14 protein-coding genes are annotated in these 10956 nt (G+C 66.3%); 6 read left to right on the top strand and 8 right to left on the bottom strand.

Translation table 11 applies throughout. From position 1 onward, the window contains the following. Positions 1 to 22 precede the first annotated feature (22 nt). On the top strand, positions 23 to 910 hold the full coding sequence (gene bla / locus ACQR2C_RS22815; RefSeq protein WP_316218409.1) for a subclass B3 metallo-beta-lactamase: 888 nt from the start codon (positions 23 to 25) through the stop codon (positions 908 to 910). On the opposite strand, the gene solA is transcribed toward bla, so the two are convergent. Both solA and ACQR2C_RS22825 read right to left on the bottom strand, forming a co-directional pair. Further along, entirely contained in the window at positions 911 to 2104 is a 1194-nt protein-coding gene (gene solA, locus ACQR2C_RS22820) for an N-methyl-L-tryptophan oxidase (protein ID WP_434847618.1), read from the bottom strand. A 21-nt stretch (positions 2105 to 2125) separates the two neighbouring features. Next, positions 2126 to 2890 (bottom strand): crotonase/enoyl-CoA hydratase family protein, encoded by a 765-nt coding sequence (locus tag ACQR2C_RS22825; RefSeq protein WP_315802328.1) that lies wholly within the window; start codon positions 2888 to 2890, stop codon positions 2126 to 2128. A 250-nt stretch (positions 2891 to 3140) separates the two neighbouring features. Here ACQR2C_RS22825 and ACQR2C_RS22830 point away from each other — a divergent pair, with 250 nt between their 5' ends. After that, entirely contained in the window at positions 3141 to 3956 is an 816-nt protein-coding gene (locus tag ACQR2C_RS22830; RefSeq protein WP_434882169.1) for a hypothetical protein, read from the top strand. 29 nt (positions 3957 to 3985) lie between these two features. On the opposite strand, the gene ACQR2C_RS22835 is transcribed toward ACQR2C_RS22830, so the two are convergent. The 3 genes from ACQR2C_RS22835 to ACQR2C_RS22845 form a co-directional block, all read right to left on the bottom strand. Beyond that, positions 3986 to 4270, bottom strand: a complete 285-nt coding sequence (locus ACQR2C_RS22835) for a hypothetical protein (RefSeq protein ID WP_315802330.1) — start codon at positions 4268 to 4270, stop codon at positions 3986 to 3988. Between the two features lie 242 nt (positions 4271 to 4512). Beyond that, complete coding sequence (locus ACQR2C_RS22840; RefSeq protein ID WP_315802331.1) at positions 4513 to 4881, bottom strand: hypothetical protein; 369 nt, start codon at positions 4879 to 4881, stop codon at positions 4513 to 4515. Position 4882: 1 nt separating this feature from the next. Continuing rightward, entirely contained in the window at positions 4883 to 5260 is a 378-nt protein-coding gene (locus ACQR2C_RS22845; protein ID WP_315802332.1) for a hypothetical protein, read from the bottom strand. A gap of 513 nt (positions 5261 to 5773) precedes the next feature. On the opposite strand from ACQR2C_RS22845, the gene ACQR2C_RS22850 reads away from it, so the two are divergent. Then, positions 5774 to 7039: a DUF892 family protein gene (locus tag ACQR2C_RS22850; RefSeq protein ID WP_315802333.1), complete on the top strand. Its 1266-nt coding sequence runs from the start codon at positions 5774 to 5776 to the stop codon at positions 7037 to 7039. Positions 7040 to 7331: 292 nt separating this feature from the next. Here ACQR2C_RS22850 and ACQR2C_RS22855 read toward each other — a convergent pair whose 3' ends face one another. Both ACQR2C_RS22855 and ACQR2C_RS22860 read right to left on the bottom strand, forming a co-directional pair. Next, the gene (locus tag ACQR2C_RS22855; protein WP_316218460.1) at positions 7332 to 7547 is read right to left on the bottom strand and encodes a hypothetical protein; all 216 of its coding nucleotides are present in this window, start codon (positions 7545 to 7547) and stop codon (positions 7332 to 7334) included. Positions 7548 to 7782: 235 nt separating this feature from the next. Next, positions 7783 to 7986 carry a hypothetical protein gene (locus tag ACQR2C_RS22860; protein ID WP_315802334.1) on the bottom strand — a complete coding sequence of 68 codons (204 nt, stop codon included), beginning with the start codon at positions 7984 to 7986 and terminating at the stop codon, positions 7783 to 7785. On the opposite strand from ACQR2C_RS22860, the gene ACQR2C_RS22865 reads away from it, so the two are divergent. Then, the gene (locus ACQR2C_RS22865; RefSeq protein WP_316178380.1) at positions 7976 to 8275 is read left to right on the top strand and encodes a hypothetical protein; all 300 of its coding nucleotides are present in this window, start codon (positions 7976 to 7978) and stop codon (positions 8273 to 8275) included. The two genes, ACQR2C_RS22860 and ACQR2C_RS22865, sit on opposite strands and share 11 nt — an antisense overlap. Positions 8276 to 8352: 77 nt before the next feature. Beyond that, positions 8353 to 8610 carry a hypothetical protein gene (locus ACQR2C_RS22870; RefSeq protein WP_316178382.1) on the top strand — a complete coding sequence of 86 codons (258 nt, stop codon included), beginning with the start codon at positions 8353 to 8355 and terminating at the stop codon, positions 8608 to 8610. Between the two features lie 125 nt (positions 8611 to 8735). Here the strand turns inward: ACQR2C_RS22870 and ACQR2C_RS22875 are convergent, their stop codons facing one another. After that, positions 8736 to 9029: an HdeA/HdeB family chaperone gene (locus ACQR2C_RS22875; RefSeq protein WP_315802337.1), complete on the bottom strand. Its 294-nt coding sequence runs from the start codon at positions 9027 to 9029 to the stop codon at positions 8736 to 8738. 869 nt (positions 9030 to 9898) lie between these two features. On the opposite strand from ACQR2C_RS22875, the gene ACQR2C_RS22880 reads away from it, so the two are divergent. Further along, a partial coding sequence (locus ACQR2C_RS22880) for an IS481 family transposase (protein ID WP_434880467.1) occupies positions 9899 to 10956 on the top strand: 1058 nt, incomplete at its 3' end.

Raw genomic sequence — 10956 nt, forward strand, 5'->3', positions numbered from 1 at the left:
AACAATACATCGGGAGGCCGGAATGAAAAGAATGATGCTGCTCGCGGCGACATTGTCGCTGGCCGCCGGCTCCGCTGCAGCGCAATCGCTGCCGGACCTGATGAAGCAGATGGTCGCGGCGTGGAATAAGCCGACCGAGCCGTTCAAGGTGATCGACAACGTCTACTACGTCGGCACCAACGGGCTCGCCTCCTACCTGATCACGACACCGCAGGGCCATATCCTGATCGATACCGTGATGCCGGAATCGACCGCGCAGATCGAGGCCAGCATCGGCAAGCTCGGCTTCAAGGTCGCCGACATCAAATACATCCTCAACACCCACGCCCATATCGACCACACCGGCGGGCTGGCGCAGATCAAGCAGGAGACCGGGGCGCAGATGGTGGCGGGCGCCAAGGACGTGCCGCTGCTCGAAGGCGGCTTCTATCCGGGCCGCGAGGAGGAGCGCTATCTCGGCTTCCCGCCGGTCAAGGTCGACCGCGCCGTGCGCGAGGGCGACACCGTCACGCTCGGCGGCGTGACGTTGACGGCGCACGAGACGCCGGGCCATTCGCCGGGCTGCACCAGCTGGACGACCGACGTGAAGGACGGCGACGCCACCCGCAGCCTGATCTTCTTCTGCAGCGCCACCGTGGCGTTGAACCGGCTGGTCGGCCGTCCCACCTATCCGGGCATCGTCGACGACTACAAGAAGACCTTCGCCTGGGCCAAGACGGCGCATCCCGACATCCTGCTGGCGCCCCATCCGGAGATGTACGACATGGCCGGCAAGCGGGCGAAGATCGCGGAAGGCGCGGCCAACCCGTTCGTCAAGCCGGGCGAGTTCAATGCCTATCTCGACAAGCTGGAGACGCAGTTCAACGAGGGGCTGGCCAAGCAGACGGCGGCGCTGCAGTCCGGCAAGTAGTCAGGCCGGATCGGCGGCGGCCAGCCGGTCCAGCGTGAAGCCGGAGAGATCGACCCTCGGTGTCTCGCCCCGGGCCATCGCGGCGAGCGCCTCGCCGACCGCCGGCGAATGCTTGAAGCCATGGCCGGAGCAGGCCGAGGCGTAGATCACGTCCGCATCGCCGGGATCGCGGTCGATGATAAAGCGGCCGCCCGGCGCGTTGGTATAGAGGCAGACCTCGCTGCGCAGGCAGCGCGGGCCGAGATCCGGCACGAAGGGGCGGACATAGGTCTCATAGGTCGCGGCGATTTCGTCCGGCGTGACCTCGCGCGCGACGTCGTCCGGATCGGTCTCGCCGGTCAGCACTTCGTTGGCGATCTTGACGCCATTGTCAGGCGAGCCCAGCCACGGAAAGCCGTAGATGTCGGAGGCCGCGCGGTCGCGGCCGGTGACGTCCCAGATGAAGACCGGCGCATCCGGACCGAAGCGCTCCGGATGGGACAGCACCTCGAACCAGTACAGCACCTGGCGGGTGACATTGACGCGGCGGCGCAGCGGCGCGATCAGCTCGGTGATCCACGGCCCGGTGGTGACGATCAATGTGTCCGCCGAGGCCGTCGCGCCGTCGTCCAGGGTCACGACGAGGGCGCCCGCGGCACGGCGAAACGCCGCCACGCGCCGGCCGGTCACGAGCTCCGCGCCATGGCGCGCGGCCACCGCAAGCTCGGCGCGCACGCAGTCCTCGACCATGAGATAGCCGCCCTCGCGATCGAGGAAGGCGCGGTCGTTCGCCGCGGTGGCAAACGCCGGAAAGGCGGCGCGCAACTGCTCTGACGACAGCGTCTCGCCGTCGACGCCGTGCAGCCGCGCCGCGGTTTCGATGTTGGCGAAGAACTGCGCGCTGCTGACGCCGTGGACCTCGCCGCCATCCTGGCTCGGGATGAACAGGCAGCCGCATTGTTCGAACAGCCGTGCGCCGGTCTCGCGCTCCAGCTCCCGCCACAGCACGTGCGAGCGCTGCGCCAGCGGCGTGTAGTCGACGCCTTCGCCGATCGCCGCGCGGGTGATGCGGGTCTCCCCATGGGTCGAGCCGAATCTGTGCGGCGGCTGGAAGCGGTCGATGCCGAGCACGCGCTTGCCCGCCTTGGCGAGATGCAGCAATGCGGCGCTGCCGACGGCGCCGCAGCCGATCACGATGACATCAAACTGCGCCATGCGCGCCCGCCGCGGCTCCGCTCATTTCTTCTTCTTGCGCGACAGGAACGCCTTGAACGCGCCGACCGCCTCCTCGGAGGTCATGCGCTCGGCGAACAGATAGGCCTCCTGGTCGATGCGGCGGGTCAGCTCGTCCGGCGCGGTGCGGATCAGTCTGCGCCCGATCGCGACCGCCTCGGCCGGCAGCCGGCAGATGTCGCGCGCCACCTTGTGCGCCTCGACCTCGGTATGGCCCGGCGCCACCACCGTATTGACGAAGCCCGCGATCTGCGCATCCTCCGCGGTCATGGTGCGCCCCATGACCAGCATCGCGAACGCGCGCTGATAGCCCATGGTCTGCGGCATCAGCAGGCTCGAGGCGCCCTCCGGCACCAGGCCGAGATGGATGAAGGGCGTCGAGAACGTCGCCGTGGTCGACGCCAGCACGTAGTCGCAATGGAACAGCATCGTCGTGCCGATGCCGATCGCGACGCCGTCGACTGCGGCGATGATCGGCTTGACGTTATGCGCCAGCGAATACAGGAACTTGGTCGCCGCCGACGTGCGCGCGGCGTCGCTGCCGGCATTGCCGGCATGCAGGAAATCCTCCAGATCATTGCCGGCCGTGAACACGCCGGAGCCGCCGGTGATGATGATGCATCGCACCAGCGGGTTGTTCTGCGCGGTGTCGATGGCATCGCTCATGCCGAGATACATGGCCTGCGTGATCGCGTTCTTCTTCTCCGGGCGCCTGAGCTTGATCGTCCGCGTCTCGCCCTCGTCGGTGACGATCAGATGGTCGGTCATGGGCCCCTCATGCGTGTGCGCCGGCCGCTGCGTTGCCGCCGGCCATTTGTCCAGTTCTGCATCTCGCCGCAGCCTACATCATCCGCTGGTCGCGCCAAGGGCTGAAGCGGTCATTGGTCGCGGAGGGAATGCGAGCGCGACCGCAGGCGAGGGCTCGCCATGATTCTCGCCGTGGTTTACGACTGGTTTGCAACAGCATCGGCGTCCGCTATCGTCCCGCGCAGAACTGCGATCCTTTGCAAGGCATTCGATGACCAAGCTCTTTTCAGTACTGCTGTTGCTGCCGCTGCTCTGTCAGGTCCTCCCGGGGATCGCTGAGGCTGCCGCCACCGACCGCGCGCTGCTGTCGCTGTTCTGCGCGCCCGGCGCGATCGCGGGCACCACCTGCAAGCGCGCCAGATACTATCCCGACTCCGAGGGGCGCCGCTGTGACGTCACCCTGAAGCCGGAGCGGCAGCAGGGACGTTTCCTGGCCTCCAGCAATCCGCTGCTGCTCGTGAGCTATGGCAGCGGCTGCGAGCCGCACGCGACCGATTTCGGCGGCGCGGTCGTGTTCGAGCAGGTCGGCGGCGCCTACAAATTTCGCGGCTTCCAGCCGGGCATGCAGGTGGATGAATGCGTCATCTCCACCACCAGGGACGAAGCGCAGGACGTGCTCGTCTGCCTGACCGGGCATATGGGGCAGGGGGTGGTCGAGACGGGCGTGGCGCGCGTCGGCTTCGCCAATGCCAGCGGCGGGCCCATCGAGATGTCCTATGATTTTCTGCTGCAGGCCGAGGACACGACGGGAGCCTACCTGACCAACATCGTTACCTGTTCGGAGCAGCTCAAATATTTCGATCTGTCGAAGCTCGCGGCCGGGCCGAGCCCCGGAACGGTCGTTGCGGACGTGAGCTACGCCGACCGCGAGACGATCGAGACAGCCTGTGGCAAAGGCTTTCCGAAGCCGAAGGATGCGGAAGACATGCGCGAGCCCGCGGCGGGCGAGGGCTCGGTGCCGCAGGGTTACGCCAAGACCGGCAGCGTTGTCATCGACATCGCGAGCCGCGCGGCCAGGCTGCGCTGAGGGCCGACGGCGACGCCAAGCGCACCGTCTCACGCGGCGATGCGGCCGCCGCTGAGCGTTCCCCGGGCGGTATAGGTCTGCAGCCCCGTGCTCGGCGGCGCTGTGGAGACCGTCACCCCGGTTGTGCCGTCCGAATAGGTGGTCGTGGTGATGATCTCGCCGGCGACCGTGATCGAGACCTTGCTGATCACGATCCTGCTCGCCGTCGGGACGCCGGCCGTGCTGACCGCGGAGCGCGATCCCGTTCGCGCCAGGGCGGTCGCCGCCGGGGCTGCTGACGTCGTGGTGACGGAGCCGATGGCATTGATGGGCATGGCTCGCCTCGCTCGGATGTGAGGCCGATGCGGGCTGCGGATCCGGTGCTGACGTCCGCACCCTGCGACGGGACTGTCGTCGCCTTTGGCCTCGTGCGTGAGGTCCGCCGTGAGGCTCGCGCCGCCGGGTTAACAATGTCTCAACGCGCCTCGCGGCGTTTGGGCGCGCCGCAGGGCCCGCGGGCGTCGGGCTGCCCCGTCGTGGCGCGACCGGCCGCACGCGATCGATCCGCCTCTGCCGCCTATTTGGCGCCGTCGGACCGGGGGACGGGCGCTGCGCGCGAGGCAGCGGCCGGAGCCTGCTGCCGCACGGCCTCGCGCCGCAGGGCCTGCTCCAGCACCACCAGCCGCGTCGCCATGCGCGTCAGTTCGTCATGGACCGAGCCCTGAACGCCCTGCACGGCGTGCTGCACTTCGCGCAGTGCGTCGCGCTGGGTCTCGGCCTTGAGCACCCTGAACTCGGCCTCGATCGAGGTCAGGCGCTGGTTCACCGCCCGGATCGCCTCGGCGATCTCCTTCTGGCCGTCCTGCAGCGCGCGCACGTGATCGACCAGCCGCAGATGATCGGTCAGCTCCTCGACCGTCTTGCCGATGTTGCTGCGGCCCCACATCCTACTTCACCGACCTCAGCAGGTTCCTGATCGTCGCCAGATGATCCTCCGGCGATCCGAGTCGCGCCGAGATCGCGCTCATCAGATCCTTGCGCAGCTCCGACAGCTCGTCCTCCGGCACGATCCGCTCGGCTGGCTCATCATAGGGCATCCGCCGCGGCTCGACCTCGACGGGGCGTGGCGCGACGTCGAAATAAGGCGGCCGCTCGTAGACCGGGATGTGCGGCGCCTGACGCGATGAGGTGATGCGTGCCAGACCTGGAAATCGCGGCGGCGGCGTCCGCGCGGGACGTTCGATCTGGTCGATCAGCGCCGCCAGCGCGACATCCATGTTGCTGTCGTCAGGCTCCTCTTCGACGACGTAGGAGGGCTTCCGCACTGTCGCCCCATTCGCGGGCGATGATAGCGTAAACGACGATGCGTGGTCGCGGAGTCGCTCGATGACCCGGCGGACTCGCTCGCCGAGACCTGGCTTCTCCCTGGCCGGTGTTCGCATCAACATGTCACTCTCCAGCGGAACAGCTTAGGCGAGCAGGGAAAACCTTAGCAAGAGGCCATCGTTCAGCTGCCAACAGGATGTCGCGCAGTAGCCGGCGCCCGGCGGCGCATGCGCTGACCCCCGGCAGGTTCCTCTTGCGGATCCCTGGCACGAACGCGCGAAGCGCCGATGACGCCGGCAACCCAGGTGTGAAGTGCGTTTCGGCGTGCATATGGACCTGGCCGGCGGGGGAGCTGGTTTGACGCGGCCCCCCGACCCTTCGTGCCGTGGCCGGTCTGCCGGGCCGCGCGGCCGGCAGGAACGCGCAAGGCCATCAGTCGGAGGTAAGGAACAACCGTGATGCCCGGCCGTTCGGACCTTGCTTGCCGTCCCCGCAAACGTCCGAGGCCTTCCATGTATCACCACGTCAAGAAGCTGATGTTCACCGTCCGTGTCGACGAGCCCGATCCGCGCTTCGGCAACATGCTGCTGGAGCAGTTCGGCGGCGCCAATGGCGAGCTCGCCGCCGCCATGCAGTACTCGATCCAGGGCCTCAATTGCGAGGACCCCGATCGCAAGGACCTGTTGATGGACATCGGCACCGAGGAGCTGAGCCATCTCGAGGTCGTCGGCACGCTCGCCCGCATGCATCTCAAGCCCGCCAAGTTCGACCGCGAGGCGGCCGAGGCCGATCCGCTGATCGCGATCGCCGGCGGTGGCGGCGTCAACCTGTTCAACTCGCAGGGCAGTGCCTGGACCGCGGACTATCTCAAGATCACCGGCGAGCTCGACGTCGACCTGCGCAGCAACATCGCCGCCGAAGCCCGCGCCAAGATCGTCTACGAGCGGCTGATCAATTTCACCGACGATGCCGGCACCAAGGACGCGCTGCAGTTCCTGATGACGCGCGAGATCACCCACATGAAGGCGTTCGCGCTGGCGTTGGAGAGCATGAACAAGCCGGCCTTCAGCATCGGCCGCATCGCGCCGACGCCGGGCCTGGTCGATCAGTTCTTCAACGATTCCACCGGCACCGGCGACCACGGCGAGATCGACACCCGCGGTCCCTGGAACGAGGGCGGCGACTGGGTGTTCACGGAATCGCCGGCGATCCAGGCCGAGAACGGCGCGGCCAATGCGATCGTCACCGAGAGCTCGCCGCCGGCCGACGAGGCCGGCCTCGGCGATCTCCTGATCGAGGAGCTGCGCGACATCCTCCACGCCGAGAAGCAGCTCACCAAGGCGCTGCCGAAGATGGCGGAGGCCGCGCGCTTCGATCAGCTCCGCGAACTGTTCGAGCAGCACCTGGCCGAGACCGAGGCGCAGATCGAGCGCATCAACGAATGCTTCGAGCTGCTCGGCAAGACGCCGCGGGCAAAACCCTGCAAGGGCATGATGGGCCTGGTCGAGGAAGGCCAGGAGATCATCGCGCAAGGCGAGGACAAGGAGGATGCCGCCGCCGATCTGGCGCTGATCGGCGCCGCCCAGCGCGTCGAGCATTACGAGATGTCCGGCTACACCACCGCCCGCAATCTCGCCCAGCAGCTCCGCCACAGCGCCGTCGTCGCCCTGCTGTCGAAGTCGCTGGCCGAGGAGGAGAACGCCGATCAGCTCCTCAACCAGGTCGCCCGCTCGCTGATGTCCGTCGCCAAGATGCCTGCCGCGATCGAGCAGGCGTGAGCATCGTGTGTAGGGCGGATCAGCGAAGCGTGATCCGCCACTTTCCCAACATCGATGGCGGGTTACGCCTTCGGCTAACCCGCCCTATTTTCTACGCAGCGGCCGACCTCCCTGGAGGCAAGGCTCGCGTCGAACATCGCAGCTATGTGCTCGTCTCCCTCCACGTCGTCATGGCCGGGCTTGTCCCGGCCATCCACGTCATACCGCGCGCTGAGAACCGCGTGGATGCTCGGGACAAGCCCGGGCATGACGGAGTAACCAACGCTGCGATCGCTTGCCGCAGCGGCTCGACTTATTCTGCGGACGTCCGCCACCGCTCCGCGCGCCGGGCATGCACCGGCGTCAGGCAGCGCCGGGCACGGTTGATCTGCGCGTCGGTGGCGCCGCGGCTGCGCGCATACATCTCGGCGACCTCGGCCGTGTACTTCTCGACGTAGTAACGGACATCTGAGCACGACATCCGCGTCTCCGCACCTGACTCGCCCGCCGCCTGAAGCTCCGATCCCATCGCCAGGATCAGCAGCCCCCCAGCCATCACGCCCCGCAACATCGACATCCCCCCTGATTGCCTTGTTTGCTAACAGCAGTGAATCGTGCCGGCGGCGCAAATTAACAATCGCCCGATCGCGAAGTCTGACGCGCAGTGTTGCTTGGCGGCGTCACCGCAGTGTCACGGCCGACTGCCGATACGCCACGGTTCCGCGCGGGAACTGTTAGTCAGGCCATCGCGGATGCACGACGGCTCACACCGTCATGCTCTGGCTTGACGTGCCGGTGCCGCCGCTCGTGCCGTTTCCGGAAGCGCCTTGTGCATTGTAGCCTTGCGCATTGTAACCCTCCGCGCCCTTGCTGCTGCTGTCCGATGCGGCTGCGGTCTTGGTCACCTCGGTCGATCCGTCGGAATAGGTGATGGTTGTCGTGGTGACGCCATCGAGCGTGATCGACACCTCGCTGACCACTGCCTTGCTCGAAGACGAGCCACCGCTGCGGGAGGAACTTTGCGATGCGCCGTCGGCCGGGCTCGTGGCCGACGACGAGGCCGTGGCGGTCGTCGACGAAGTTGCTGTGGTGGACGATGGGGCGGTGGTGGCCTGGGCCGAGACCGTGGAGAGAGGAGAACTGACGGAGCTGATCGACATGGGACTCTCGCGTGAAGAGGGACCAACCGCGCGAGCCGCGCGGTTTGCTTCTTCAACGCAACGAGAGCGCGGAGCTGGCGCGACGAGTTGCGTCTGATTGTGTCCGTGCCCCGCTGCGCTGTCGCCGAACGGCGATTGCCAAACGCCTTGGGTGCGCTCTAATCTCACGCGCGTATGACCGTCGAGTTCTCCTCTCTCCAGAAGTCCCGCTTTGCTGACGCCGGTGCGGTGCATTTGCCGGCGTCGCTCGATGCGTCGGCGTCGCGCGGACTTATCGCGGCCTTGTCCGGCCACGCGGGCGACATCTGGCTGTATGCGACACCGATCCTGCACGCGTCGGAGCCGTCCGTGCAGCCCGGACATCGTCGCGTGCTGCAGGTCGACTTTACGGCGGACGAGTTGCCGGGCGGGCTGATCTGGTTGGGCGTATGAGCCGTCCCGACGGAGCAGGGGCATAAGCGCAGCGTCATCCGCCGTTCGAGGAGCGGCGAGACGGCGGATTACGCTGTCGCTAACCCGCCCTACGCCGCCTGCTTCAGCAATTCGTCGATGGCCTGTTACTTGCCGAGAATCTTCTCCGCGGCCGTCACAATGCTGACCGAGGGATGCTCGGCGCAATAGGTGCCGAACTTCTTGGCGTTGGCGACGAACTCCTCGGTGTCGAACAGCGCTTCGTCCTGGTCGCCCTTGTACCAGCCGTCCAGCCAGATCAGCACCATCTTGATGGTGTCGTCGCCGCTTTCGACGAACTGCTTGCAGCTCATGGTCGAGAGATCGAGCACGACGGCGGAGGCCGGAGCAGGGGACAGCAGAACGGCCGCGGTGAACAGAGGAGCGACGAGCGATTTCATGGGGCGTCTCCAAACGGATATGATGAAAACAATGAACTATGCAAAGCGTTACCAATCCCTTCGCAGACCGAGCTGAAAGACGTGGTCCCGGTCGCGGCGAGCGGCAGTGGTAGCACTGGCCGGAGCGCGCTCAGAAGTCAAGGATGCGGCGGTTGGGTGCGGCGATCCGATGCGCCCGTCGGGCAACTCACCTCGATCCGAAGCCGTGGTGTCAATGGATTCCGAAAAACATAAATCGCTTGGCGGCTTCCCCAAATCAGCATTATGGTCCGCGCATCCCGTTGCACGGTAGGGGACGGTTCGCGGTCGTCACGGACGTTTGCAGCGGGATGCGGTGGACGCGGGCGGGCGGCGTGCTGATAGCACGGACGAACGTCAGGCTCGCGGACGGTGAAGGCGTGTGGTTCTGATACTCCGATGCTAGTATCCAGCGCGATGCGCGAGAGCGCGTCGTCGCGACATGGTGGCCAGAAAGCCCGGTGCACCAGGAAGAGCGCGCTATAGCCCGTTAAAACCATCGCGCGGGGAAGGCCGGGTCTGTCCGGCTGTACCTGTGGTGACTGCCGCCTGCTTTTTTTCTGCAGGCGGGCCACGGGCCTCAGCCGAGGTCCGGCCTTCCTCGCGCCCTCCATCTGGAGAGGGCGGGACTTCTGGGCATCACTCGGGCGCGGCAGGCGTCGCGAGACCGCGAATGCTCATCTCATCACGAGCTCATCTGATGCGGCATTTTGTATGGCAGTGTGGATCGGGACTGTGCGCCTGGCGTCATTGCGAGCGCAGTGTTCAGCCCGGGGACATGGCTGACAGGTGTTCGGAGACATGGTTGACACCTCAAAATTGGCTCGATTCGTCAAGCAAAGGGGCGAGCGATGCCGTGGCGAGAGGTGTCTGTCATGGACCAGCGACGAGAGTTTGTGATGCTTGCCAAGCAGGAGGGAGCCAACCGGCGGCAGCTGTGTCGGCGGTTCGGCATCAGCCCCCAGACCGGCTACAAATGGATCGAGCGGTCTGACGCCGGCGATACGACGCTGGCGGACCGGTCGCGGCGGCCGCATCGAAGTCCGGAGCGCACCGCAGCTGCGACTGAGCAGCAGATTGTCGCGTTGCGCGATGCTCACCCGGCCTGGGGCGCGCGCAAGCTCGCGCATCGTCTCGATCGCGATGGGCAAGCTGTCCCGGCGATCTCCACCGTGCATAACATCCTGCGCCGCTACGATCGGGTGACGGAGCCTGGCGGCACGCCCGGGCAGCCCTACACGCGGTTCGAGAAGGATGCGCCCAATCAGCTGTGGCAGATGGACTTCAAGGGACACAGTGCGCTGGAGAACGGTGTGTCTTGTCATCCGCTCACCGCGCTGGACGATCACTCGCGCTTTTCCTTGTGCCTGGCGGCCTGCGACAATGAGCGCGGCTCTACGGTCAAAGGACATTTGGAGACGACGTTCCGCCGCTATGGACTGCCGGATGCGATGTTCGTCGACAACGGTGGCCCCTGGGGCTTTACTCTCGAAGACCCCTGGACCGCGTTGACGGTCTGGCTGCTGAAGCTCGGCGTTCGAACGATCCATAGCCGGCCCTATCATCCCCAGAGCCGCGGCAAGAACGAACGCTTCCACCGCAGCCTGAAGGCCGAGGTCTTTGCCTTCAAGCGTTACAGGGACCTTCCCGATGTCCAGCGGGCACTCGACGAATGGCGAGCCGTCTACAATCTCGACCGCCCCCATGAGGCTCTCGACTTCAATGTGCCGGCAAGCCGCTATCGGCCCAGCCAACGCACCATGCCGGATCGCCTTCCGACGGTGGACTACGACGAGGGGGAGATCGTCCGTTCCGTGTCGAGCACGAAGGCCTATGTCAGTTTCGAGGGACGGCTCTGGAAAGTCCCTCAAGCCTTTCGCGGTGAGCGACTCGCTATTCGTCCACTCAG

Source organism: Bradyrhizobium sp. HKCCYLRH3061 (genome assembly GCF_051168015.1).
Lineage (GTDB): Bacteria > Pseudomonadota > Alphaproteobacteria > Rhizobiales > Xanthobacteraceae > Bradyrhizobium.

Bases quoted from the DNA above. Each gene is read 5' to 3' on its own strand.
- bla (WP_316218409.1), top strand. From the start codon at position 23: ATGAAAAGAATGATGCTGCTCGCGGCGACATTGTCGCTGGCCGCCGGC.
- solA (WP_434847618.1), bottom strand. From the start codon at position 2,104: ATGGCGCAGTTTGATGTCATCGTGATCGGCTGCGGCGCCGTCGGCAGC.
- ACQR2C_RS22825 (WP_315802328.1), bottom strand. From the start codon at position 2,890: ATGACCGACCATCTGATCGTCACCGACGAGGGCGAGACGCGGACGATC.
- ACQR2C_RS22830 (WP_434882169.1), top strand. From the start codon at position 3,141: ATGACCAAGCTCTTTTCAGTACTGCTGTTGCTGCCGCTGCTCTGTCAG.
- ACQR2C_RS22835 (WP_315802330.1), bottom strand. From the start codon at position 4,270: ATGCCCATCAATGCCATCGGCTCCGTCACCACGACGTCAGCAGCCCCG.
- ACQR2C_RS22840 (WP_315802331.1), bottom strand. From the start codon at position 4,881: ATGTGGGGCCGCAGCAACATCGGCAAGACGGTCGAGGAGCTGACCGAT.
- ACQR2C_RS22850 (WP_315802333.1), top strand. From the start codon at position 5,774: ATGTATCACCACGTCAAGAAGCTGATGTTCACCGTCCGTGTCGACGAG.
- ACQR2C_RS22855 (WP_316218460.1), bottom strand. From the start codon at position 7,547: ATGGGATCGGAGCTTCAGGCGGCGGGCGAGTCAGGTGCGGAGACGCGG.
- ACQR2C_RS22870 (WP_316178382.1), top strand. From the start codon at position 8,353: ATGACCGTCGAGTTCTCCTCTCTCCAGAAGTCCCGCTTTGCTGACGCC.
- ACQR2C_RS22875 (WP_315802337.1), bottom strand. From the start codon at position 9,029: ATGAAATCGCTCGTCGCTCCTCTGTTCACCGCGGCCGTTCTGCTGTCC.